Below are 23,135 nucleotides of genomic sequence, written 5' to 3' on the forward strand. Positions count from 1 at the left end.
CGCGAGGCGGGCGCAGGCGACACAAGCAGGGAGGGACCGGAGGTCCCTCTTGAAGCCGGCGCGAAGCGCCGGCGACACCGCAACGAGGGAGCGAACGGAGTGAGCGAACGAGTGAGGAGTGCAGCGAGCGTGCGCCCGCCTCGCCGGCTGGGGCTTTGTAAGTGTTCGCCGAGCCAGCAACGATCACTTATAAACAATCAACGCCAGAACCACAGCAGTTCACCGCGCCAGCAACGATATATAAACTGCCGACAGCAACACCACTCGATCACGTATAAACGATCTCACTCGCGACGTACTATACCCACTCCCGCTATCGATCGAGAAGTAGTCTTCAGCGACCTGCCGTATCATTCTGCGTCGTGTCTCAAGGGACCCTCGCGGGTCTCGTCGATCGTGAGGTTTCAGACGTCCCTTTTATAGCTCGTCGACCGCGTCGAGCGCCGCCTCGATGTCGGGGACGTCGAACCACTCGCGGCCCGTGTAGGCGTTCGTGCCGGCGGCGTACATCTCGGAAACGGCGTCGACGACTACCTGGGGAAGCTGGTCGGGGTCGCGATCGCAGAGTTCCCGCCAGTCGTCGATCTCGCGGCTCGCGACCGCCGACTTCGCCTCCTTCACGGACTCGACCCACGCGGGGTCGTTCGCCTTGTACCACTGGCGCACGACCTCCTTCGAGACCCCGCGTCCGCCGTACGAAAAGCGGTTCTCGTCGAACGTGCCGACCACGTCGGCGACGCGGAGTTCACCGTCGGCGTACAGACACTCGATCTTCCCGTCTTCGTGGTCGAAGCCGACCGCGTCAGCGCGCTCGGTGACGACGCGGTTCACGTCAATCGCGAGCGATTCGAGGGCGTCGACGTCGGCGGCACCCGCGATTCGGTCGGCCTCGTCGCGGGTCAGATAGCGGTCCTGCTCCTCGTACTTCGTCGAGAACTCCACGACAGGCTGGGGTAGATCGATCGGCCCGTCGGGCCACTCCTCGGCGTCGATACCGGGGTCGTCGTCCAGCCCGAAATCGCTCGGCTCCGCGCGCCGTCGAAGGCTGGAGCCGATCGGGACGCGGTTGCGGAAGACTATCTCCAGCGGGACGAGGAAGTGGTCGCCGCCGGCGGCGTGGAAGGCGTCGTAGTCGTAGCCCGCCTCGGGACCTTCGTACGGCAGATCGGGGACCTGCGTCAGGTCGATAGCCATCTCCGTCGGCGGGGCGGTCGCGTCGGAGAGCGGGACGACCTCATCGCCGTCCTCCGCGGCCGGATCGCGGATCCCCCGGTAGTGGGTTGGAACCCCGTCCGCTTCCAGCAGTTCGAAGTTGAACGCGCCCATCGTACAGAGGCTCGCGCCCTTGCGCGGGATCGCGTCGGGCATCTGCCCCCAGTCGAACACCGAGTAGGCGTCGGTGAAAACGAACCGGCCGCGACCGAGCGCGTCGGCGGTCGCGGGCGTGTCGACGCGGAACTCCTTGACGCTCGTCATACTGCATTCGGCGTCCGCCTCCCCCATGAATCTTTCACTTACGTGGTCACCTTCGAAGTTCGATCGAATGAACGATCCACGTTCGTGGCTATGCTTGTCGGAGCGATCCGCCGCTTCCGCCGGCGCGACCGCATCGAAAGGACCACACCCGTCGCGGCGTACGCTTCCGGTATGCACGAGGAGCGAGAGGTCGTCGTTCTCCGGTACGGTCACCGGCCGGGCCGCGACGACCGCATGACGACGCACGTCGGGCTCACGGCGCGCGCACTCGGCGCGGACCGGGTGATCTTCCCCGACAACGCCGGGCAGTCCGCGGAGACTGTGCGGGACATCACCGACCGCTTCGGCGGCCCATTCGCGGTCGAGCTCCGCGCGGATCAGAAGGCGATCGTCCGGAACTGGGACGGAGTCGTCGTCCACCTCACGATGTACGGCGAGCGCGTCCAGGACGTCGAAGGCGACGTGCGCGAAGACGTCCGCGCCGGCAACGAGGACCTCCTCGTCGTCGTCGGCGGCGAGAAGGTGCCGTGGGCGCTGTACGAGCGCGCCGACTACAACGTGGGCGTGACGAACCAGCCGCACTCGGAGGTCGCCGGTCTCGCCGTCTTCCTGGACCGGCTCTTCGACGGCGAGGAACTGGAACGCGAGTGGACCGACGCCGATCGACGTGTCGTCCCCGAAGCGACCGGGAAAACCGTCGTCGACGCGGACGGAGATGCCGGCGTCGTCGACGCAGACGGTGATGCCGGCTCAGTCCATGCGGACGAGTCGGTGGACTGACTCGTCTATTCGTCCCAGCGCTCGTCCCGACGCTCAACCCGGTCGACGATCTCCGGCGTCCCGCCGAGGATGCCGCGCAGCCCCGTCATCGGCTCCCCGACCTTCACGCCGTCCTCCGTGATGCGGAACTCGCGGATGGTCCGCTCGAAGTCGCTCGTCCGCTTTTTGAGCACACCGATCGCCTTCCGCAGTTCGCCCTGCACCTCGAGGTGGCGCAGGAAGACGATGTTGTCGGCGAGGTAACTGATGTTCTCCACCGTCGCCTGAAACTCCCCCGTGATGTTCTGCGTCTCGTCGATGAAGATCGCCGTCACGCCCATGTTCTTGAGGTAGCGGCCCAGCGCGTGCATCTGCTGCAGCATCATTCCCCCCTCGCCGCGGAGCGTCAGCCGGTAGCCCGCGATCCCGTCGACCATGACGATGTCCGCGCCCCGGTCTTCGACCTCCTCGCGGACCGTCCGGGCGAACTCCTGTGGCGACCGCTCCAACGCCTCGACCTCGTTCACCTGCAGCGTCCCCTTCTCGATCATCTCGTCGACCGGGATGTTGACCGCTCGGGAGCGCGTGAGGAACGTCTCTTCAGTCTCCTCGAAGAGGTAGATGACGGAGCGCTCGCCGCGATCGGCGGCCTCCTTCATGAACTGCGTGCTCAGCGTGGTCTTCCCGACTCCCGTCGGCCCGCTGACGATGCTCACCGTCCCGCGTTCGAGCCCGCCGCTGAGGAGCGCGTCGACCTCGGGAACGCCCGACGAGATCTGCTCAGAGACGAACTCGCCCGTGTGCTTGCCGGGCTGAAGCGCCGGGGAGACCTCGATTCCCGCGTCCGTGATTCGGTAGGCGTGATCGCCGCCCTGGGTCGACGACCCGCGGAACTTCGGGACGTCGATCGTCTTCCCGTACTCTTCGACTCCGAGACGGATCGTCCCGTCGGTGATGAACTCGAGATCGTCCGTCGGCAGCGATTCGGTGTTCTGAACGGTGAACACCACCGTGGCGTCCCGATCTTTCAGAAACCGCATGAATCCGACGACCTGCTTGCGGAACTGGTAGTCGTCGGCCATCAGGAAGCGAAGTTGGGTCAGCGGGTCGACGACGACGCGGTCCGGCTCGACGGCCGTGACGCCCTCGATGATCCGCTCGGTGAGCGATTCCTGTTCGACTTCCGACGGCGAGAACACCTCGTACGACCGGTGTTCGGTGAACACGTCCGCGATCGGGCTCAGATCGAGAAACTCGATCGCGCCCGTGTCTAAGCCGAGCGCAGCCGCGTTCGCCTTGAGGTCTCGCACGTCTTCCTCCAGATTAATGAAAAGCGCCGTCTCGCCCTCGTCGACGCCCTGCTGGAGGAAGTGAAGGCTCAGGATCGTCTTCCCGCTGCCGGCCTGTCCCCGGATCATGTAGCTCCGCTCCGGAATCAGCCCGCCCGACAGAATCTCGTCGAGCCCCGATATCCCGGTGGAGGCGCGTTCGGCGAGTGGCGATGACATGGGGTTCCACTCGGTCACGGAACGGTAATAAGGATTGTTGACACCCTCGTTCGCCGTGGAGTGGTCTACCTTCACGAAGCCGACAACCGTTCTATTCCCGACATCCACAACCCTTAGTGCCAGTGGGCTCTCCTTTCGGTAGATGGGTCCAGGTCCCGATGGGACGGCCGGTGACGCGCCCACCGAGGAGATCACCGGCACTCCCGCCGCCGGCGACGTCGACGACTCGGCACCCGGAGGACCACCTGAACCCGACGACGACGCCCGTGTGCTGCTGTTCATGCGCCCCGGACGAAACCGCGAACTGTTGGTCGAAACCCTGCGAGAGCGGTACGCGGTCGAGACGACCACCGACGTCGAGGCGCTCGAAACGACGTTCGACTGCTGTGTCTTCGACGCCCACGAGTTCAACCGGGTCGCCGGGACGATCCAGTCGAGACGGGAACTGTCGGCTCCCGTCTTCATCCCGTTCGTCCTGCTCGTGAGCGACGAGGCGGTCGGAATGGCGGCCGGGAACGCGTGGGAGTACGTCGACGACATCATCGAACTGCCGGTGCGTAAGGCGGCGCTCAGGTCCCGGATCGCGAACCTCGTCGAGCGTCGACGGACGTCTCTCCGGCTCGCCGAACGCGAGCGGAGGCTCGCGGACACCGTGGAGGACCTCCGACTCAAAGAACAGGCGATGGATCAGGCCCCGGTCGGTATCACGATCGCGGAGTCCGGCGACGACGACAACCCGCTGGTGTACACGAACGACGGGTTCGAGGAGCTCACCGGCTACGGATCGGACGCGTTCGGCACGGACTGTCGGTTCCTCCAAGGCGACGAGACGGACTCGGAGACGAGAGCGGCGCTCCGCAGCGCGATCGACGCCGAGGAACCGATCTCCGTCGATATCCTGAACTACCGGCGGAACGGTCAGACGTTCTGGAACCGCCTCACGGTCGCGCCGCTCCGGGACGAAAACGGGTCCGTCACCAACTACGTCGGGTTCCAGACGGACATCACCGACCGGAAGATCCGCGAGCGACGGCTGGAGGTGATGAGCCGCGTCCTCAACCACAACCTCCGGAACAAGATGAACCTCATCGAGGGGTACACAGCGATGCTCCGGGAGGAGTTACGCGGACACGACGTGGAGGACGAACCGATCCACCACGCGCTCGGCGTGATCGAGGAGACGGCGACCGATCTGATGGGAATCGCGGACGCGGTGCGCAAGATCGACCACACGCTCGCCGAGCCCTCGACGGAGCTCGACATCGATCTGTCCGAACGGCTCCCAGAGCTGGTGAGCCGGATGACCGATCGTTACCCGGCGGCGACGTTCGAGCTGTCGCTTCCCGATCCCGACTCGCCGGATCCGCTGATGGTTCGCGTCGTCGGACTGGTGACCGCGGTCGAGGAGGCCGTCGAGAACGCCGTCAAGCATAACGAGGACCCGGACCCCACCGTGAAGATCCGCGTCGAACGGCGCGGTTCCGACTGGATCGAGATCGAGATCGAAGACGATGGTCCCGGAATCCCGGACCACGAAACCCGCGTGCTCGAACACGGCGAGACCTCGCTGACGCACGCCGATCGGCTCGGGATCTGGCTCATGTACTGGGTCGTCAACAAGGCCGGCGGGGAGTTCTCGGTGTCGACGGGCGACGCCGGAACCACGCTCCGGCTGACCGTTCCGATCGCCCCCTGAAACGGCCGCGCAGAGCGGTTGAAGGTGACACGGTGCGCCCGTCGCCCCCGCCGCCTCGTCTCCCGCGTCTCCTCCGTCTCCTCCGTCTCCCCCGCCGCCTCGTCTCCCGCCGTCTCCCCCGCCGCCTCCTTTCCTCCGTTTCCTCCGCGGTCTCGCCAGACGCTTCGCCTCCTCCGCCGATCAGAGCGCTCGTTTCGATCGAAGTCGAGCGAGCCTGATCCGAGCCTCCTGCCGGCTCGTTCCTCGGACGCGACCGGTCTCGCCGTCGGCCATCGAGACGAGCGAAAGCCGGTCCAGAAGCGGCGGCCAGTCGGCCGCGCCGGCGGCGTCGCTGGCGAACGCGACCGCGTTCCCGAGGCCGCGGCGCTCGGCGCTTCCGACTCCCGCGACCGCGGCGTCCGCGGCTCGACGGCCGCTGGCGACGGCGAGCCGATCGCCGACCGCGGCGGGGATCCACGCGGGGAGCAGCAGGGCCCAGAGCAGTACTCCGCCGAGCGTGTACGCCCACGACGGGATCCGATCGCGGTCCGGCTCGTAGCCGTGGATCCGGTTGACGCGTCGGTCCGCAGCGGTCCGCTCGTCGCGCCGGCCGACCAACAGCGTCGCGAGCAGCGCCACGGTCTCGACGATCGCCAACGTCGGGAGGACGGCCGTCACGAGGAGCGCCTCGCGGGTTCGGACGCGAACGAGCGCGTGCCTGAGCGCAGCGTCTCGGTCGTCCTTCGGAAGCGAGAGCAGCCGCGTCGAAACGACGAGCCTGGAGCCGCGGTAGCCGTCCGCGACGGCCGCGTTTGCGGCGTCCGCGCGAACGACGGTGACCGCCGGCGCGTCGACGCCGACCTCGTCGGAGAGGACTGCGACGCGATCGGCGACGAAGTCGGCGGGTCGGTCGGCCAGTTCGGCCTCGGGGAGCCGCGCGATTCGACGGTCGATGAGGGGCGGTCCGGCGAGGGCGGACCCGCCGAGGCCGACCACGGCCGCGGCGACGAGTCCGCCGACCGCGCCCGGACCGACGACGTCGACTCCGGCGGGACCGAGGAAGGCGGCGAGGGGGACGAGCGGGAGGGCGGCGAGTAGGACCGGAACCGAGAGGAGCGCGAGGGCTCCGAGCGCTCGCCGTCCCCGCCGACCGCCGGTCATGGCCATACGCACGAGTGGTGACACACGCGACCTAAAGCTTTGCCGGAGCCGAGCGTGACGAGTCGATCGATCGGTGATGGGTGACGAATCTGCCGTCCGGCGACGACGAATCTGCCGGCGGTGACGACGCGGCGTTCCGGTTTGTAGGTGACTGCGCGGCGCTCGCGTCGGAACGTCGGCGGCGGATCGTGGGGCTTTCGGAGCTTTTAACCCGATTCCACTACCAATTTTAGGTAATGGCTTTTGAGGATCTACTGAACGACCCCGTCATCCAGAAGTACCTCCACGAGCTGGTGGGGCCGACGGGGATGCCGGTCGCGGCCGCGCCGCCCGACGGCGAGGTTACCGACGAGGAGTTGGCGGAAGAGCTCGGGTTGGAGCTCAACGACGTCCGACGCGCGCTGTTCATCCTGTACGAGAACGACCTCGCTACCTACCGACGGGTGCGCGACGAGGACTCGGGGTGGCTCACGTACCTCTGGACGTTCCACTACGACAACATCCCGGAGAACCTCGAAGAGGAGATGTACCGGCTGCTCGATGCCTTGGAGGAGCGCGAGGAGTACGAGCGCACCCACGAGTTCTACCTCTGTGAGGTGTGTTCGATCCGCTTCGAGTTCGGCGAGGCGATGGACTTCGGCTTCGAGTGTCCCGAGTGCGGGTCACCGGTCGAAGCGATGGACAACGACCGGCTCCGCGAGGCGATGGGCCGTCGCGTCAGGGAACTTCGCGACGAACTCAACGTGGACGTGACGGGCTGATGGTCGTCCTCGCAACCAAGTGTTACGTGGACGGCGACGCTCGCGAACGCGCGCTGGACGGGATGACCTCCCTCGTCGGCAACGACGTCGGCGAACTCGCGGTCGACTGGCAGGTCGGCGTTCGCGACGACGACTTCGTGCAGGTGGACGTGACCGGCGAGGACGCCGAAGTCGCCCGCAACGTCCTCGCGGAGACGTGGGGAGAAATCGTCGCTCACGACGAGGGGCTCGTCGCCGGCGAGACGTACGTCGGCACCCTCAAATCGTGGGACGATGACGGGTTCGTCCTCGACGCCGGCGTCGACGTGCGGATTCCGGCAGACGAGATCGGCCTCGGAAGGGGTTCTCCAGCGCAGGTCGTCGAGCGCTTCGGGCTGGTCCAGCACCTCTCCATACGGTTCGTCTACGGCGGTGACCTGGGCGATCCGGACGCGGAGCCGAGCCGGCTGTCGGACGCCGAGCGCGACCGCCTGTACGACTGGCAGCGAGGAAACGGGCGGGTCAACGTCAACTCGGCGACCCGCGGTGAGGTTCGCGCGACCGTGAACCGCGCGGGCCACGCCCAAGACATCGTTACCGTCGAGCGGCTGGGGCTCCTCGAACAGAGCATCGTCTGCACCGAGAACACCGATCCGCCGGGGCTGCTGGCCGCCATCGGCTCGTACCTTCCGGCCGAGATGCGCTGTGTCGTCTGAAGTGTGGTGACCCCGTGAATCGACGCCTCGCCTTCGCGACGGCTCTCGTCTTGCTCCTGGTCGTGAGCGCCGGCTGTCTCACGTACGTCACCGACGGGGGCGAGGTCGCGAACGAGACGCTCGACGCCGACCCACCCCGCGAGTACGGCTTCGAGACCGACCGCGACGCAGCGTTCGACCTGTCGACCGGGACGCAGTACACCGCGGTGTACGACGTCTCCGAGATAGACGAGCTTCGGTTATACAGACAGACACCGTACGCGGGCGACCAGCCCCTCGAATTCGAGGCGTTCCGCTACCAGTACCCCGGCGGTGAGGTGATAAACGGCAGCGAGTTCCGCGCCCGTGGCGGCGAGGTCGACCGGACCCCGGACGAGACGTGGATCCGCTTCGCCGACGACATGGACGGCGGGAAGGTCGCCTTCTCGGCCGCCGGATCGCCGCGACGGTTCACGACCCTCACGTACGTCGAGGGGTCGTACGCGGTGACGCTGCCGCCCGGATTCAGCACCGACTTCCCGATCGTCGGGCACGTCTCCCCGCGCGACTACGAGATCGAGACGGTCGAGGACCGCGATCGGATCACCTGGGACTCGGTGACGGGCGGGGCCGTCGTGGTCCAGTCGTACCGCGAGACGGACCTCCTCGTCTTCGGCGTGATCCTCCTCGTCGCCGTGATCGCCGCGGCCGTCGGGACCGCCTACTTCCGGCGACAGCTGGTGGAGCTCCGTGAACGTCGTCGGGAGATGGGGCTCGACGTGTCCGACGACGAGTAGCCGAATTCGAGGCGACGGGCCGGTGCCGAATTCGGGACGTCGGACCGACGTCGAGTTGGTCGTCTCGGAGCGGGCCACCGACTGGGGTCCTTTTTCAGTGCGCGCCGCCTTGGACGGGTATGAACGCAGCCATCGTCACCGTCGGGGACGAGCTCCTCGTCGGCGACACCGAGAACACGAACGCGACGTGGCTCTGCGGCCGCCTCACGGCCCGCGGGGTGACCGTCCGTCGGGTGACCGTCGTCCCGGACGAGGTCGCGGAGATCGCTCGCGTCGTCAACGAGTACCACGCCGAGTACGACACTGTGATCGTCACGGGCGGGCTCGGACCGACCCACGACGACGTGACCATGGAGGCCGTCGCGGCCGCGTTCGGTCGCGACCTCGCCGCGAACGAGCAGGCAGCCGAGTGGCTCGCTGAGCGGGGGTACAGCGCGGACAACCTCACCGCGGAGACGACGCACCTCCCTGCGGACTGCCGACCGCTCGCCAACGAGACCGGCGTCGCGCCCGGTGCAGTCGTCGAGTCGGTGTACGTCCTCCCCGGAGTGCCGACGGAGATGAAATCGATGTTCGAATCGATCGCCGACGAGTTCGAAGGGACGCCCACCCACACCGTTACGGTCGACGTCGACGAGCCGGAGAGCGCACTCCTCGATCGTTTCGCGGCCCTTCAGGAGTCGTTCGACGTGAGCGTCGGCTCATACCCCGGCGAGAGCGTCCGCGTCAAAATCACCGCGACGATCCCCGAAGAGGCCGAACGCGCGGCCGAGTGGGTCAGGGAGCGGTCGGAGCTTGTCGGAGCGGACCGAGTCGATCGGGGAGAAGAGCGCTAGCGGTAGAGGTACGCGAGCCACACGGCGGTGACGCCGAGGCTCGCGACGAGCACGGCGGTCGCTGTCGCGTCGATCGGGAGCGGCTCGGTCACGGCGGCTTCGAGGATCATGGTTTCGGGTTACTCTGGGGGCGTCTTAAGTATTGATCTTCGAGCGATTCAACCCCGACCCGCTCGCCGAGTGCGTCGGTCGCCGAACGCGTCTCGCTTAAGGCTCCGGCGACGAACGTCGGGACATGCACGTCGGATTCGTGATGAACCCGGTCGCCGGGATGGGCGGCCGCGTCGGACTCAAGGGAACCGACGGGAAAGTCGCGGAGGCGGTCGCCCTCGGTGCGGAGCCCCGAGCGCCGGACCGGGCGCGTCGAGCGCTTGAGCGACTCGCGACGGTCGCACCAGAGACGGCTATCTCCACCGCAGCCGATCCGATGGGCGAGCGGCTCGTCCGGGAGGCCGGATTCGACCCGGTCCGCGTCGTCGACCCGTTCGGGACCGACGAGAGTGAGAACGTCGGCCGCGAATGCGCCGGCAATCCCTCCGAGCCGACCAAAACGACCGCCGAACACACCGCTCGCGTCGTGGAGGCGTTCGTCGGAGGTGAGGAAGGCGACAAACGCGACGAAGGCGGGGGAGGCGGCAGAGGCAGCGTGCGTGACGGAGACGGCGACACGGACGCCGTGCCTGTCGCTCCCGTCGACCTCGTCATGTTCGTCGGCGGGGACGGGACCGCGACGGACGTGGCGGCGGCGCTCGAACGGACGGGATCCGCGGTTCCGATGCTCGGAGTTCCGGCCGGGGTGAAGGTCTACTCGTCGGTGTTCGGCGTCTCACCGGAGGACGCGGCCGAGATTGCGTCGACGTTCTCGCGGACCGAACGGCGGGAAGTGATGGACATCGACGAGGACGCATACCGGGAGGGCGAGGTCCGTCCCGAACTGCGGGCGGTCGCGCACGTCCCCGTCGCCGACGACCTCCAGTCGTCGAAACAGACCGCCAGCGGGACCGTCGAGTCGCTGGCCGAGGGCGTTGCCGAGGAGATCCTATCCCGCGAGGGCGAGGGCGTCACCTACGTGCTCGGCCCGGGATCGACGGTCGGCGCGATCAAGGCGGAACTCGGGTTCCGACCGTCGCCGATCGGCATCGACGTCTGGCGCGACGGCGAGGTCGTGGTACGGGACGGAACCGAAGACGAGATCCTCGCCGCGCTCGGCGAGGAGAACGTGATCGTCGTCTCCCCGATCGGCGGGCAGGGATTCGTCTTCGGGCGCGGGAACCCGCAGTTGTCGCCCGCGGTGATCCGGCGCTGTGACCTCCACATCGTCGCCTCGCGGGCGAAGCTCGACGACGTGCGCGCGCTCCGCGTCGACACCGACGACCCCGACCTCGACGCCGACCTCGGGGGCTGGGTCCGCGTTCGCGTCGGGAAGTTCGAGACGCGGATGATGAAAATCGTTTGAGGTTCGAATCCCTAAGTCGAGCCGCAGCGCTCACGTTCTGTTCACGACAGCAATGCGGGGGAAGGGATTCGAACCCTCGAACCTCTACAGGAGCGGATCTTAAGTCCGCCGCTTTTGGCCAGGCTCAGCCACCCCCGCGCGGATTCGGATACCGGCGGTAGGGTCAAACCCCTTTCGGATGCCGCGGCCGCGGCGCTCTCGAACGACCCTCGCGGCCCGTTACCAGTCGACCGAGAGCGTACCGTCGCCGTGGGGGTCCGGCGCGATCTCCTCGTCGGTGCGGCGGTCGATCACGTGGATCACGCCGGCGTCCTTCTTGGCGGGACACACCTCCGCCGCCCGAACGTTCTCCTCCAAGTCCTCCTCGTCGATGTAGTACGAGCGCGGCTTCGCCATGCCGCTCCGAACGTCCATCACCCAGTTATCGCCGACCTCGGCGCACTTGCCCGCCCCGAAGCACTTGTTCGCCTCGAAGACGATCTTGTACGGCTTCTCCTCGATCGGCGGGCCCTCGCCGCCGATGTCGCTCGCGCGCACGACCTCGTCGCGATCGGTCTCCGCCTCGTCGCTCATACGCGCCATCGACGCCGGTCGGACTTTCGTCTGTCGGTCGTTCTCGGTGCGTGCTGTTCCTCCCGGCAGACAGGGGGCTCCCCCTACTCCTCCTCGACGTGCTCCGCGAGCAGTCGCTCCGCGTGCTCGTCGGAGTCGGCGAGCTTCCATCGAACCTTGTCAGCGTCCCCGTACGCCAACACCTCCTTCAGTTCGTCGCGGAGGATTCCCGTTCCGAACCCAACCGTTTCACCGTCGTTGTCGCCCAGTTCGTACAGCGCGTGGCGGCGCGGCGCGCTCGCAACCGTCGAGCGGTCGAGGTCGCGCCAGCGTTTCGCGAGGCTCATCGGGTTCGGGCCGTCGAAGTCGACCGCGAGATCATCGGTGTGCGTCGAGCCCGTCTTCGGGCCCCGAGACGATCTCGAAGCTGCCCTCCGTCCAGCCGTCCTCGACGAAGACGAACACGCGACCGCCGGCGATCTCGGGATCCGCGATCACCTCGTTGCGCTGGCCGGTCCGCCCGACGATCACGCCCGGGAACACCTCGTCGCGCTCGCCGTCCTCGACGATGACGCGGCCGACGCCGGAGTCCTCTAGAATCGCGTCGTCGGTGTTGTAGTCGTTGACGTACGTCATCACGCCCTCCGTCTCGGTCGGATCGGTGACGAGCACGTGCGTCTCCTTGCCGGGCCCGGCGGTCACCGACCCCTCGACGGCGTCCGGAACGCCGCGGTAGAGGGTGGTCCGCCCGTCGAGGTACTCGACGACCACGCCCTCCTCGCGGAGGTCGATCCCGATCGACGTCGGCGGAACGTCGCTGCGCGACGGTGCTGACATACGCGTCGTTCCGGGCGCGCGCCTCAAAAGGGGCGCGCTCGCGGTCGGGCGGGGTCGAGAGGGATCGAGAGGGATCGGGAGAGATCGAGCTGTGACATGCGCCGTCTCGCGCTGCATCCCGAGAGACTCGCCGTGATCGCTACCTCTTTGTCCGCGCTCGCGAGCCGTGAGTGCATGGAGGGACGGGCAGCCGCGCTCGGCGCAGGAACGGTGTTGAACGCGCTCGCGACCGGAACCGGTGCGGCCTTCGCCATCGACGTCGAGACGCGCGCGACCGTGACGCTCGACTCCGACGTCGCGGTCGTCGACGGGGTGATCGCCGAGGACGCCGACGCCGACGCCGAGCTGATCGAGCGCTGCGTCGCGCTCGCCACGGACCGCTGGGGCGACGGCGAGGGCGGCGACGTCCGGACCGACAGCGACGTACCGCTCGCGGCGGGCCTGAAGAGCTCCAGTGCGGCCGCTAACGCGACCGTGCTCGCGACCTGCGACGCACTGGGGTTGACGGTGGGAGACGACGACGCGGACCCGTCCGTCGACGTCACCCGCCTCGACGCCTGTCGGCTCGGCGTCCGGGCGGCCCGCGAGGCCGGGGTGACGGTCACCGGCGCGTTCGACGACGCCACCGCCTCGATGCTCGGCGGGGTTACCGTCACCGACAACGAGAACGACGAGCTCCGGGCGCGGGAGGCCGTCGACTGGGACGTCCTCGTGTGGACCCCGCCCGAGCGCGCCTACAGCGCCGACGCGGACGTGGCCCGTTGCGAGGCGGTCGCGCCGATGGCTGACCTCGTCGCGGATCTCGCGCTCGACGGCCGATACGCGGAGGCGATGACGGTCAACGGACTCGCGTTCTCGGCCGCGCTCGGCTTCGACGCCGACCCGGCGGTCGAGGCGATGACCCGCGCGACCGGCGTATCGCTGTCGGGCACCGGACCGAGCGTCGTCGCCGTCGCGGACCCTGACGACGCCGAGGCCGACCTCGACGCGGTCGCCGACGCGTGGAGCGATCGCCCGGGAACGCTGCGGCACACGACCACCAGAAACGACGGCGCGGCCGTCCAGTGACCTATCACGTGATTATCAATGAGTGACACACCGAACTCCGAGGACCGAAGCCTCGACGAACTGCGACGCGAGATCGAGGACATCGACCGCGAGATCGTCGAACTGATCGCCCGCCGGACCTACGTCGCCGACACGGTGGCGGCCGTGAAAGACGACCGCGACCTCCCGACGACCGACGAGGGCCAAGAGGAGCGCGTGATGGAGCGCGCCGGCGACAACGCCGAGCGTTTCGACGTCGACGCCAACCTCGTGAAGGCCATCTTCCGCCTGCTGATAGAACTGAACAAGGTGGAGCAGCGAGAAAACCGATAACGAAAGTGGGTTGGGGCAGATTTGAACTGCCGGCCTCCTCCATGTCAAGGAGGTGTCATAACCGGACTAGACTACCAACCCGATTGGGCTTACTGACGCATTTCGTGGTATCCGGGGGATATAATTGAACCTTTCGCTTCGGACGCCGTCGTCGGGACGCGGTCCGTCGATCGGGAAGCCGATCGAACGACCGTCGTGTGAGCCGATATTTGCGCCCGTGACGGGATACCCGCCCTCCGAGTGCAGCCCATTTTCGACCGATTTTACCCGGTCGACGAGAGCGTCCTCGTATGGTCGACCTCTCCGCCCGCGCCGACAGACTCGACGCGTATCTCGACGAACGCGGGCTCGAATCGGTGTGGTTCGCCAAGCCGAACGGATTCGCGTGGATCACCGGCGGCGATAACGTCGTCGACTCCGACGCCGCTATCGGCGTCGCCGCCGCGGGGTACGACGGCGAGTTCCGCGTGATCACGGACAATATCGAGGCGGGGCGGCTCGCAGACGAGGAACTACCCGACGCGGTCTCCGTCGAGTCGTTCCCGTGGCACGCCCGTTCGCTGGCCGAAGCGGTCGCCGAGCGCTCGCCCGCGCCCGCCGCCGCCGACTTCGACGTTCCGGGGTTCGAGCGCGTCGAGGGGGGCCGACTCCGACAGCCGCTCACCGAGGAGGACGTCGAGCGCTACCGCGATCTCGGCCGCGAAGTCGCCGCCGCCGTCGAGACCGTCTGCCGGAATATCGAACCTGAGGACCCCGAATACGAGGTCGCCGCCGGGATCGACATCTCGCTCGCCTCCCGCGACGTCGACACCCCCGTCGTGCTCGTCGGCGGGGCGGAGCGAGCACAGCGGTACCGTCACTACACCCCGAGCGACGCGGCGCTCGGCGACTATGCGCTGGTCTCCGTCACCGCCGAGCGCGCGGGCCTGTACGCCTCCATGACCCGGACCGTCGCCTTCGACGCCCCCGACTGGTTGGAGGAGCGCCACCGGGCGGCAGCCCGCGTGGAGGCGACCGCGATCGCGGCGACCGAGGCCGCGGCCGCGAGCGATCTCACGGACGGTGCCGGCTCCGACGCCGCGGACGCCGCAAACGCCGCGGACGCCGCCGCTCCAGACACGGCCGGCGACGTGTTCGACGCGATCCGGTCGGCGTACGACGCCGTCGGCTTCGCGGGCGAGTGGCGGAACCACCATCAGGGCGGCGCGGCGGGCTTCGCGGGTCGCGAGTGGATCGCGACCCCGGAGAGCGACGAACCGGTCCGGTCGCCGATGGCCTACGCCTGGAACCCAACCGTACAGGGGGCGAAAAGCGAGGACACTCACCTCGTTGCATCCGACCGGACCGAAACGCTCACGAAGACCGGGCAGTGGCCGACCCACGAGGTGGAGCCCGTCGACCTCGATGGAATCTCGACGGAACCCCGGGAGCTGATCGCGCCGGTCATCCGTTGAGATCGGCGGCCGAGCGCGCGCCGTCTCCCCTCAGTAGACGTACTCGCTCTCGTCGATGCCGACGTAGTCTCGTTTCACGCGCTGCTTGTTCCACTTGTAACCGATCATGAGCTTCACCGACTCCCAGCCCGAGCGATACGGCTGCGAGAGGAGCCCGTCTCCCGCCTCCGCGGCGAGCATCGCGTCGGCCGCGCCGATGATCCGGTTCCAGTCGTCGGGGTCGTAGTCGGCGACCATGTCCGCCATCGTTACGTTGCGGACGACCTCGTCGCCGATCGCCTCCTTCCAGCGTCGGTTGTAGGGGGCGAGGTCCCCGGCGGCGGCCAGTTCCCCTGCGATCGCACCGGTGCGGACCGCGACGTGGTCGCCGCCCTCGTGAAAAGCGGAGGTCGTCCCCATCGCGCCGCCGACGACGGCGATCCCCGCCTCGGTCGGCGAGTCGATCGGGCGCGTCGAGGAGATGGGGTACGTCTCAGTGCCGTTGCGCTTGCCTGCGTCCTCGACGAGCGGGAAGTCCTCCTCGACATCGTACTCGTCGCCGTACTGCCACTCCAAGAGGCGGCGGACGTACTCGCCGCCCTGCGGAATCGATTCGTCGTCCGCGTCGAGCAGCGCGTACGCGTCCCGGTCGAACTCGTCGATGTCGAGGCCGATGGGCATCGTTAGCCCGATCCGACAGACGCGGTCGGCGTTCGGGAAGATCCACGGGTACGCGGTCTCGCCCGGCATCACGCCCCACCAGAAGACGATGGCGTCGTTCACGTCCTCGTACACGGCCTCCGGAACGCGCCGGTACTCCTGGTAGGCGATGTGGTTGGCCGTGCGGGAGGCGAGCCGGTCTGAGGCGGCCGCGTCCTCGGGGAGGTACCCGTCGAGCACGCGGTTCGTTACGGTGCGCTGCGGGCCGTCGGCGAGCACGACGAAGTCCGTCCCGATCGACTCGCCGGACGCGAGTTCGAGGGTGTGGCGGGGATCGGCGGCGTCGTTTCCGGAGGACGGATCGATCGAGAGGTCGGTATCGACGCCGCGGACGGACTCCCCGACGCGGTACTCCGCGCCGGCCGCCTCGGCGCGGTCGCGGAGCCAGTCGTCGAACCGAGCGCGGTGGAAGGTGTAGCCGAACCCGTCGTACGAGGAGTCGATCCCGGTGGAAGTGAGCGTCGCGGCCTCGTCCGGGCCGCGGAACTCCGCTCGATTCAGCTCCCGCTGGACCACCCCCTCGTCGAACTCGTCAGGATGTATCCCCATGATGTCGACCCAGTAGTCGAGGATCCCCGCGGCGTCGGTCGAGTCGGGACCGAGCCGATCCCGGTCCGCCCGAGGGACACCTCGTTCGAGGACGAGAGCGTCAGCGCCGTCGGTCGCGGCCGCGTGCGCTGCGGAGGCACCGGCCGGTCCACCCCCCACGATCGCGACGTCTACGCGTTCCATACCTCGTGAGGTAACCGTCCAGCTATTAAATTCACGGTCCCCCGCCGAACGGAACGCCGCGGTCGCGGTCGCGGCGGCCGTCGTCGTCGCGGGGTCAACTCCATCGCCGTCGCGTGGTCAACTCCATCGCCGTCGCGGGGTCAACTCCATCGCCGTCGCGGGGTCGGCTCCGTTGATCGCAGCGAAATCGTTCAGGGACGTTAATAATGGACTCAGCGCCGGAGAGACACGCTTTTACGCCGCAACGGAATTTCTCCGATACAATGGCACGCGAGACATGGGCGACGCGGGCGGGGTTCATCCTCGCCGCGGTCGGCAGCGCCGTCGGACTCGGGAACATCTGGCGTTTTCCGTTCATCACCGGACAGGAAGGCGGTGGGGCGTTCCTCCTCGTCTACCTGCTGTTCGTCGCGCTGATCGGCTTCCCGGCGATCCTCGTCGAGTTCGTGATCGGGCGGTACACCAACCTGAATCCGGTCGGCGCGATACGGGAGCTCGGCAGCGGAGCGTGGAACTATCTCGGCTGGCTGTTCGTCGTCACCGGCTTCGTCATCCTCTCGTACTACAGCGTCGTCGCCGGCTGGTTCCTTCGGTACACCCTGATCGGCGTTACTGACGGCTACGCGCTGGCGGGCCCGGAGGAGGCGAACGCGCTCTTCGGTACGGTCGCCACCGGGATCGATTCGCTCCTCTTCCACGCCGTGTTCATGGCGCTCGTCATCGGCATCATCGCTGCCGGCGTGCGGAAGGGAATCGAGATCGGCGTGAAGGTGATGGTGCCGGCCATCATCGTCCTGCTGCTAGGGCTGGCGGCGTACGGGTTCACCCTCGACGCCTCGACGGCGGCGTACGGCTACTACCTCTCGCCCGACTTCGGCTACCTCGCGGCGAACTGGACGAGTATCCTGCCGGCCGCCGCCGGTCAGGCGTTCTTCACCCTCTCGCTGGGGATGGGCGTGATGATCACCTACGCCTCTTACCTCGGTGAGGATCGAAACCTCGCCGCTGACGCGGGCGTGATCGTTACGCTCGACACGCTTATCGCCGTGATCGTCGGTTTCGTCGTCTTTCCGTTCCTCTTCGCGGCCGGGATTGAACCCGGTTCGGGCGGACCGGGCGGCATCTTCGTGAGCCTCACGACCGCGTTCGCGGACATTCCCGGCGGCCGACTCCTCGGGATCGTCTTCTTCGGGATGGTCGGTATCGCGGCGCTCTCGTCGGCGATCAGCATCCTCGAAGTGCTGGTTTCCTACCTGATAGACGAGCTCGATGTCGCGCGCGTTCCCGCGTCCGCGGGACTGGGCGTGGCCGTCTTCCTGCTCGGCGTCCCGGTCACGATCGACCTGATATTCCTCGACCTCTTCGACCTGCTGGCGGACGGCGTCCTGCTCGTGTTGGGCTCGCTGCTGCTCGCGCTGTTCGTCGGCTGGGTGATTCCCGACATCGCTCGCGACGAACTCGAAACGGGGATCGGGAACCTCGGCGGATTCGGCGATGCGTGGGTGTGGATCGTCCGGGTCCCGATCGTACTCGTCGTGCTCGTCTCGCTGTACCTCGGGATCGTCGACTACGTCGATTTCCTCACCGGCGACCTCGCCGAGTGGCTGGCGGCGCGATAGTCCGTCTCCACGGATCGATTTTTTCCTGAGCGTCGACCGGCTTCGGCGTTCGCAGAACGCAAATCCCTGCGAACGAGCCTGCCGCGGCGCGACGATGCCGCCGTTCTTCGGTGCGCGCTCAGAATGCGTCGAACACCGCGTCGACGACGACACCGATCGCCTCGGAAATCACGGCCCTAATCCGCGCCACCGGGCCGGACGATGCCGTTCCCTCATCTGTCCCGTCGTCGGGATTCCGGTCCTCGGCGTTCGCTGCGGGTCGTGTCGATTCCGGCGGGTCGTCGTCCGAAGGCGTGTGTCTGTTCATCACAGAGAATGGTGTTCAGCTGTATCGGAGCGTGTTCAGCTGTATCGGAGGGCGTTCAGGCGTATCGGCGAGCGTTCAGACGTGCTCCTCGTACGGCTGCACGACAACGATGCCGTCGGGACCGTCGAACTGCATCTGGTAGCGCTCGCCGGACTCTTGGCCGATCATGTCCGAGAGGCTGCGATTGACCTCGACGGCGGGAGTGGTTCCGCTCCACGCGACGGTGGCGCTCGGGTCCGTTGAGACCGGCGGTTCGAGGACGATCGGATCGCCGTGCGTGGTGAGCGCGACGTAGCCCGGCCCTTCGAGGTAGACGTTGCTGAATCCGCCGGCGAGCGCGCCGGCGAGGCTGTCGATCGTGCTGATCTCGTAGGAGAGCGATTCCTGAAACGCGAGCACGTCCTCGCCGTTGACCGTGATCGACTCGTTCGCGTCGAGTTCGACGACCTGTACCTTCTTTCCGTCGTCGGCGAGGTACGCGTGTCCCTGCCCTTCGACCGACATGATCGGCGTTCCCTCTCCGGTCGTGGCCTCCTTGAGGAATCCCTTGATCCCGCCCTCGGCCGAGGCCTTCCCGGTGAACGAGAGGTCGCCGGTGTACGCGATCATCGAGCCGGCCTTCGCCATCACGGCACCGTCGACGTCGACGTCGAGGGTGTAGCTGTTCTCGCGCTGGAACGGATCGTCGCTCGCGGTCGGTGCGTTCTCGGAGGTGAACTGATCGAGATTCATGTGCGGGGACCGAACCTGTCGGTTCGGCTGGGCGGTGATTCCGCGCGATCGAATATGAATGTGCGGGTCGAAGAACCGGCCGGGCAGATGGTCGCCGCCTCGGACGGTGGGGCTGTGTTGAATTTCTCTTTTCCAGAGGTATTTTCGTCCAAAACAGCCGATCGCTGAAAAGTGCCTCTTGAGCGAGAGAGGGAGTAGGGATCGCAGACCACCGCCGTCGACGTAGTATATAACTGAATGAGCGCGGCAGCGACGGCTGCTTATAAATGAACGTGCGGTACTGTGGCGTGCCTCCGAGCGGCCGGTAGGCCCGAGGAGCCCGCGAGGTCGCCGGCGGCGAAGCCACCGGCTGCCAGAGAATCTTCGATTCTCGCTGGACGCGGCGAACGGAGTGAGCCGCAGCGAGGCGCGAAGCGCCTCTGGCAGCGAGAGACACAGTCCCTCGGGCAACCGGGCTTCGCCCGGTGACAGCCGGACGTAGTCCGGCGACGAGGCTGGGGAGGCGTGAGGTGCGGTGTTGGGTCTTTGGAAGTGTTCACCGCGCCAGCAACCACTTATAAACAATCAACACCCGAGACACGGCAATTCACCGCGCCAACAACGATATATAAACAGTCGTCAGCAACACCACTCTTTCCCATATAAATGCCCATTCCACCGTAATGATACACCTATTCCCGATCTCTATCGCATTTTTGGATGAGTGTCGAACCGGTATCAAACGTGCTCGCTCACTGCGTTCGCTGCGCGCGACTGATAGGGTTCAAGTACGACCAGTGATCTCTCTCACTACGTTCGAGAGATGTACCGTCCGGGATCCCCGCGAGCAACGCGAGCGGGGGTTCGGACGGTGCACGACGAAAAGGAGTGCACCGTCCGGGAAATGAACCAAAATCAGACGTGCTCGCTCACTGCGTTCGCTGCGCGCGACTGATAGGGTTCAATCCCGTCCGATGAGTTCTCTCACTGCGTTCGAGAAATGCACCGTCCGGGATCCCCGCGAGCAACGCGAGCGGGGGTTCGGACGGTGCACGACGAAGAGGAGTGCACCGTCCGGGAATTGAACCCGGGCTATTAGCTTGGGAAGCTAATGTCCTACCACTGGACCAACGGTGCTCGAATCAGGGTATCCGACCGTCCCACTTCAACGTAGCGTTTCCGGTGCCGGGAGCCACACGCTTATCTCGCTACCGGGGAACCCGCAGTCATGCCGACGTCACCGACTCGAACGACCGAATCGGCCGACTCGAAGGCGGTCGAGCGGGTGCGCGAGCGACGCGACGCGCTCGCCCCAGCGATCGCCCGCACGTGGACCGACGACGAACCGTGGCGCTTCCTCACTGATCTCACCGCGCTCGGGAGCCGCATGGCCGGCGGTGAGGGAGAGCGAAGAGCCGCCGAGATCGTCGCCGACGCGTTCGAACGAGCGGGACTGTCCGATGTCGAGGCTGACCCGTTCGAGATCGACGCGTGGGAGCGCGGCAGCGCCGACCTCCGCCTCACGGTTCCGGGACGGGACGGCGAGACCGCGATCCGCGAGTTCGACGCGATCGCGCTCCCGTACTCGCCCGGCGAGTCCGTCGCCGGCGAACTCGTCGACGTCGGGTACGGAACCCCAGCGGAGATCGACGACCGGGACGTCGAGGGCCGGATCGCGGTCGCCTCCACGACCACCCCGCCGGGCGGTCGGTTCGTCCACCGGATGGAGAAGTTCGGGTACGCGATCGAGGCGGGGGCCGTCGGGTTCGTCTTCGTCAACCACCTCGACGGCCAACTCCCACCGACCGGATCGCTGACGTTCGGGGAGGAAGCCGAGTCGGTCGCCGTCGGCGTCTCGAAGGAGACCGGCGCGTGGCTCCGCGAGTACGCGGTCGGCGGCCGCGCCGACGGCGATCTGTCGGTCGGGACAGACGGTGACCGCCCGGCCGATACCGACGCGGTCGACGCCGAACTGACCGTCGAGGCGTCGACCGGCCCCGGCGAGAGTCGGAACGTCGTCGGCCGCGCGGGACCGGACACGGACGAGCGACTGCTCCTGCTCGCGCACTACGACGCCCACGACATCGCTGAGGGCGCTCTCGACAACGGCTGCGGGATCGCGACGGTCGCGACCGCGGCGGGGATCCTGACCGAGGCCGACCTGCCGATCGGGGTCGACGTGGTCGCGGTCGGGGCGGAGGAGGTCGGACTCCTCGGCTCGGAGCACCTCGCCGACCGGCTCGATCTCGACCGAGTCCGGGCCGTGGTCAACGTCGACGGCGCGGGGCGGCATCGCGACCTCGTCGCGCTCACGCACGCCTCGGCGGCCGCCGAGTCGGTCGCCGACGCGGTGTCGACCGCCGTCCGCCAACCGATCGCGGTGACTCCGGAGCTGCACCCGTTCTCCGATCAGTGGCCCTTCGTCCGACGAGGCGTGCCAGCGCTGCAGCTCCACAGCGACTCCGGCGACCGCGGGCGCGGCTGGGGACACACGCACGCGGACACCCGGGACAAGGTCGACGATCGGAACGTCCGCGAACACGCCATTCTCACCGCGCTGCTGCTCGCCGAGTTCGCGGCCTCGGAGCGAGCAGTTCCCCGGCTGGACCGCGAGGACCTCGCCGCGGAGTTCCGTGAGGCCGACTTCGAACCGGGGATGCGGGCAGCCGGGCTGTGGCCCGACGACTGGGCGTAACGAACGAGAGGTCCCGTGATCGACGCGAAGCGCGACGCTATCCGCCGCTTCCGTGAGGAATCGGCGGCGTCGTTCGCTTGTGCGCCGTGGCGCGGTGACGCGAGAGCAGATCGACTATCGTCTCGTCGTCGACGTCGTCCAGGTCCTCGATCCTGGCAGCGATCGCTTCGGGGCCGAATCCACGGTCGACGCCGAGCCGCAACACGCGATCGATCGTCTCGTAGGGCGCGCCGAGGTCGTCCTCGTCGCGCTGTCCCGGGAGGAACCCCGCGGTCGGCGGTTTCTCGACGACGAACTCGGGGACGTCGAGCTCGGCCGCGAGCGCTCGAACGTCCGTCTTGTACAGGTGACCGAGGGGAAACAGATCGGCGGCACCGTCTCCGTGCTTCGTGACGTAGCCGAGCAGCAGCTCGGTCCGGTTGGCCGTCCCGCAGACGAGTCGCTCCATCGCGTTCGCGGCGAGGTACGCCGTCGTCATCCGCAGACGGGCGATCGCGTTGCCGGACCGGACCGGCTCGTCGTGGAGGTCGAACCGGTCCGGCGTGACCGCCCCGAACTGCGCGAACAGCCGCTGGAGGTGGACCGTGTCGTGGTCGATACCGAGCGCGTCGGCGAGCGCCTCCGCGTCCCGAGCGTGCGGTGCCCCAATCTTGTTGCACGGCAGGATCAGCCCGTACACCCGATCCGCGCCGAGCGCCTCGACGGCGAGCGCCGCGGTCACGGTGGAGTCCAGCCCGCCGCTCATGTTGACGACGACCCCGTCGGCGTTGGCTGCGGTCACCTCGTCCGCGAGGAACGACCGGACCCGCTCTCGTTCCGCTCCCGGATCGAGGGCGTCGGACGGTTGAGTTTCCCGCCGCGGCGGTTCCGACGGTGCGTCGGCGTCGGCCGCGGCCGTCGCGCGCTCGTCCAAGGCGTTCGGCCCGAACGCCGGCGGCACCCGATCACCCATCGGCTCTCCCCTCGCTCGGCGGGCCCGAATCGAATTCGGGTACCGTCGGACTCGGATCGAACTCGGGTACCGTCGGACTCGGATCGAACTCGGG

Annotated in this window: 22 protein-coding genes and 3 tRNA genes; 12 read left to right on the top strand and 13 right to left on the bottom strand. The window is 67.6% G+C overall.

The features are described 5' to 3' along the window. Positions 1–417: 417 nt before the first annotated feature. Complete coding sequence (locus tag ACFQEY_RS15550; protein ID WP_379770316.1) at positions 418–1,476, bottom strand: phosphoribosylaminoimidazolesuccinocarboxamide synthase; 1,059 nt, start codon at positions 1,474–1,476, stop codon at positions 418–420. 171 nt (positions 1,477–1,647) lie between these two features. Between ACFQEY_RS15550 and ACFQEY_RS15555 the strand changes: the two genes are divergently transcribed. Further along, on the top strand, positions 1,648–2,256 hold the full coding sequence (locus ACFQEY_RS15555) for a tRNA (cytidine(56)-2'-O)-methyltransferase (protein WP_379770318.1): 609 nt from the start codon (positions 1,648–1,650) through the stop codon (positions 2,254–2,256). A 5-nt stretch (positions 2,257–2,261) separates the two neighbouring features. On the opposite strand, the gene ACFQEY_RS15560 is transcribed toward ACFQEY_RS15555, so the two are convergent. After that, a complete protein-coding gene (locus ACFQEY_RS15560) occupies positions 2,262–3,743 on the bottom strand; it encodes an ATPase domain-containing protein (protein WP_379770321.1) in 1,482 nt (493 codons plus the stop codon). Positions 3,744–3,885: 142 nt separating this feature from the next. Between ACFQEY_RS15560 and ACFQEY_RS15565 the strand changes: the two genes are divergently transcribed. After that, the gene (locus ACFQEY_RS15565) at positions 3,886–5,439 is read left to right on the top strand and encodes a PAS domain-containing protein (RefSeq protein WP_379770323.1); all 1,554 of its coding nucleotides are present in this window, start codon (positions 3,886–3,888) and stop codon (positions 5,437–5,439) included. 180 nt (positions 5,440–5,619) lie between these two features. Here ACFQEY_RS15565 and ACFQEY_RS15570 read toward each other — a convergent pair whose 3' ends face one another. Continuing rightward, a complete protein-coding gene (locus ACFQEY_RS15570) occupies positions 5,620–6,585 on the bottom strand; it encodes a hypothetical protein (protein ID WP_379770325.1) in 966 nt (321 codons plus the stop codon). Positions 6,586–6,815: 230 nt separating this feature from the next. Between ACFQEY_RS15570 and ACFQEY_RS15575 the strand changes: the two genes are divergently transcribed. From ACFQEY_RS15575 to ACFQEY_RS15595, 5 genes are all read left to right on the top strand, one after another. Then, a complete protein-coding gene (locus ACFQEY_RS15575; protein WP_379770327.1) occupies positions 6,816–7,340 on the top strand; it encodes a transcription factor in 525 nt (174 codons plus the stop codon). Further along, positions 7,340–8,035: a DUF2110 family protein gene (locus tag ACFQEY_RS15580; RefSeq protein WP_379770329.1), complete on the top strand. Its 696-nt coding sequence runs from the start codon at positions 7,340–7,342 to the stop codon at positions 8,033–8,035. The genes ACFQEY_RS15575 and ACFQEY_RS15580 overlap by 1 nt, the downstream gene beginning before the upstream one ends. Before the next feature lie 14 nt (positions 8,036–8,049). Beyond that, entirely contained in the window at positions 8,050–8,811 is a 762-nt protein-coding gene (locus ACFQEY_RS15585; RefSeq protein ID WP_379770331.1) for a DUF5803 family protein, read from the top strand. 119 nt (positions 8,812–8,930) lie between these two features. Then, positions 8,931–9,647 (top strand): competence/damage-inducible protein A, encoded by a 717-nt coding sequence (locus ACFQEY_RS15590; protein ID WP_379770334.1) that lies wholly within the window; start codon positions 8,931–8,933, stop codon positions 9,645–9,647. Between the two features lie 235 nt (positions 9,648–9,882). Continuing rightward, complete coding sequence (locus ACFQEY_RS15595; RefSeq protein WP_379770336.1) at positions 9,883–11,103, top strand: ATP-NAD kinase family protein; 1,221 nt, start codon at positions 9,883–9,885, stop codon at positions 11,101–11,103. A gap of 53 nt (positions 11,104–11,156) precedes the next feature. On the opposite strand, the gene ACFQEY_RS15600 is transcribed toward ACFQEY_RS15595, so the two are convergent. From ACFQEY_RS15600 to ACFQEY_RS15615, 4 genes are all read right to left on the bottom strand, one after another. Beyond that, positions 11,157–11,241 (bottom strand) — tRNA-Leu (locus ACFQEY_RS15600). 81 nt (positions 11,242–11,322) lie between these two features. Beyond that, positions 11,323–11,676: a ferredoxin gene (locus ACFQEY_RS15605; RefSeq protein WP_379770338.1), complete on the bottom strand. Its 354-nt coding sequence runs from the start codon at positions 11,674–11,676 to the stop codon at positions 11,323–11,325. Between the two features lie 83 nt (positions 11,677–11,759). After that, the gene (locus ACFQEY_RS15610) at positions 11,760–12,002 is read right to left on the bottom strand and encodes a DUF7508 domain-containing protein (protein WP_379770340.1); all 243 of its coding nucleotides are present in this window, start codon (positions 12,000–12,002) and stop codon (positions 11,760–11,762) included. A gap of 31 nt (positions 12,003–12,033) precedes the next feature. Further along, positions 12,034–12,492 carry a DUF5796 family protein gene (locus ACFQEY_RS15615; RefSeq protein ID WP_379770343.1) on the bottom strand — a complete coding sequence of 153 codons (459 nt, stop codon included), beginning with the start codon at positions 12,490–12,492 and terminating at the stop codon, positions 12,034–12,036. A 174-nt stretch (positions 12,493–12,666) separates the two neighbouring features. Here ACFQEY_RS15615 and ACFQEY_RS15620 point away from each other — a divergent pair, with 174 nt between their 5' ends. Both ACFQEY_RS15620 and ACFQEY_RS15625 read left to right on the top strand, forming a co-directional pair. Then, positions 12,667–13,560, top strand: a complete 894-nt coding sequence (locus ACFQEY_RS15620; RefSeq protein ID WP_379770345.1) for a shikimate kinase — start codon at positions 12,667–12,669, stop codon at positions 13,558–13,560. An 18-nt stretch (positions 13,561–13,578) separates the two neighbouring features. Next, positions 13,579–13,872, top strand: a complete 294-nt coding sequence (locus ACFQEY_RS15625; protein WP_379770348.1) for a chorismate mutase — start codon at positions 13,579–13,581, stop codon at positions 13,870–13,872. Positions 13,873–13,878: 6 nt separating this feature from the next. Here the strand turns inward: ACFQEY_RS15625 and ACFQEY_RS15630 are convergent. Next, positions 13,879–13,953, bottom strand: a tRNA-Val gene (locus ACFQEY_RS15630). A gap of 209 nt (positions 13,954–14,162) precedes the next feature. Here ACFQEY_RS15630 and ACFQEY_RS15635 point away from each other — a divergent pair. Beyond that, complete coding sequence (locus ACFQEY_RS15635; RefSeq protein WP_379770350.1) at positions 14,163–15,326, top strand: M24 family metallopeptidase; 1,164 nt, start codon at positions 14,163–14,165, stop codon at positions 15,324–15,326. Positions 15,327–15,356: 30 nt separating this feature from the next. Here the strand turns inward: ACFQEY_RS15635 and ACFQEY_RS15640 are convergent, their stop codons facing one another. Continuing rightward, complete coding sequence (locus ACFQEY_RS15640) at positions 15,357–16,757, bottom strand: NAD(P)/FAD-dependent oxidoreductase (protein WP_379770352.1); 1,401 nt, start codon at positions 16,755–16,757, stop codon at positions 15,357–15,359. A gap of 263 nt (positions 16,758–17,020) precedes the next feature. Between ACFQEY_RS15640 and ACFQEY_RS15645 the strand changes: the two genes are divergently transcribed. Then, entirely contained in the window at positions 17,021–18,376 is a 1,356-nt protein-coding gene (locus tag ACFQEY_RS15645; RefSeq protein ID WP_379770354.1) for a sodium-dependent transporter, read from the top strand. Between the two features lie 118 nt (positions 18,377–18,494). On the opposite strand, the gene ACFQEY_RS15650 is transcribed toward ACFQEY_RS15645, so the two are convergent. The 3 genes from ACFQEY_RS15650 to ACFQEY_RS15660 all read right to left on the bottom strand — a co-directional run bounded on the left by ACFQEY_RS15650 (position 18,495) and on the right by ACFQEY_RS15660 (position 20,531). Further along, the gene (locus ACFQEY_RS15650) at positions 18,495–18,683 is read right to left on the bottom strand and encodes a hypothetical protein (RefSeq protein ID WP_379770357.1); all 189 of its coding nucleotides are present in this window, start codon (positions 18,681–18,683) and stop codon (positions 18,495–18,497) included. Positions 18,684–18,758: 75 nt separating this feature from the next. After that, the gene (locus ACFQEY_RS15655; RefSeq protein WP_379770359.1) at positions 18,759–19,415 is read right to left on the bottom strand and encodes an AIM24 family protein; all 657 of its coding nucleotides are present in this window, start codon (positions 19,413–19,415) and stop codon (positions 18,759–18,761) included. A gap of 1,045 nt (positions 19,416–20,460) precedes the next feature. Beyond that, a tRNA-Gly gene (locus tag ACFQEY_RS15660) sits at positions 20,461–20,531 on the bottom strand. 91 nt (positions 20,532–20,622) lie between these two features. On the opposite strand from ACFQEY_RS15660, the gene ACFQEY_RS15665 reads away from it, so the two are divergent. Then, positions 20,623–22,089, top strand: coding sequence for a M28 family peptidase (locus ACFQEY_RS15665; protein ID WP_379770361.1), 1,467 nt, complete (start codon positions 20,623–20,625; stop codon positions 22,087–22,089). Positions 22,090–22,126: 37 nt separating this feature from the next. Here the strand turns inward: ACFQEY_RS15665 and ACFQEY_RS15670 are convergent, their stop codons facing one another. After that, positions 22,127–23,041, bottom strand: a complete 915-nt coding sequence (locus ACFQEY_RS15670; protein ID WP_379770363.1) for an NAD+ synthase — start codon at positions 23,039–23,041, stop codon at positions 22,127–22,129. Between the last annotated feature and the right edge of the window lie 94 nt (positions 23,042–23,135).

The sequence above is a fragment of the Halorubrum trueperi genome (assembly GCF_042662525.1).
GTDB lineage: Archaea > Halobacteriota > Halobacteria > Halobacteriales > Haloferacaceae > Halorubrum > Halorubrum trueperi.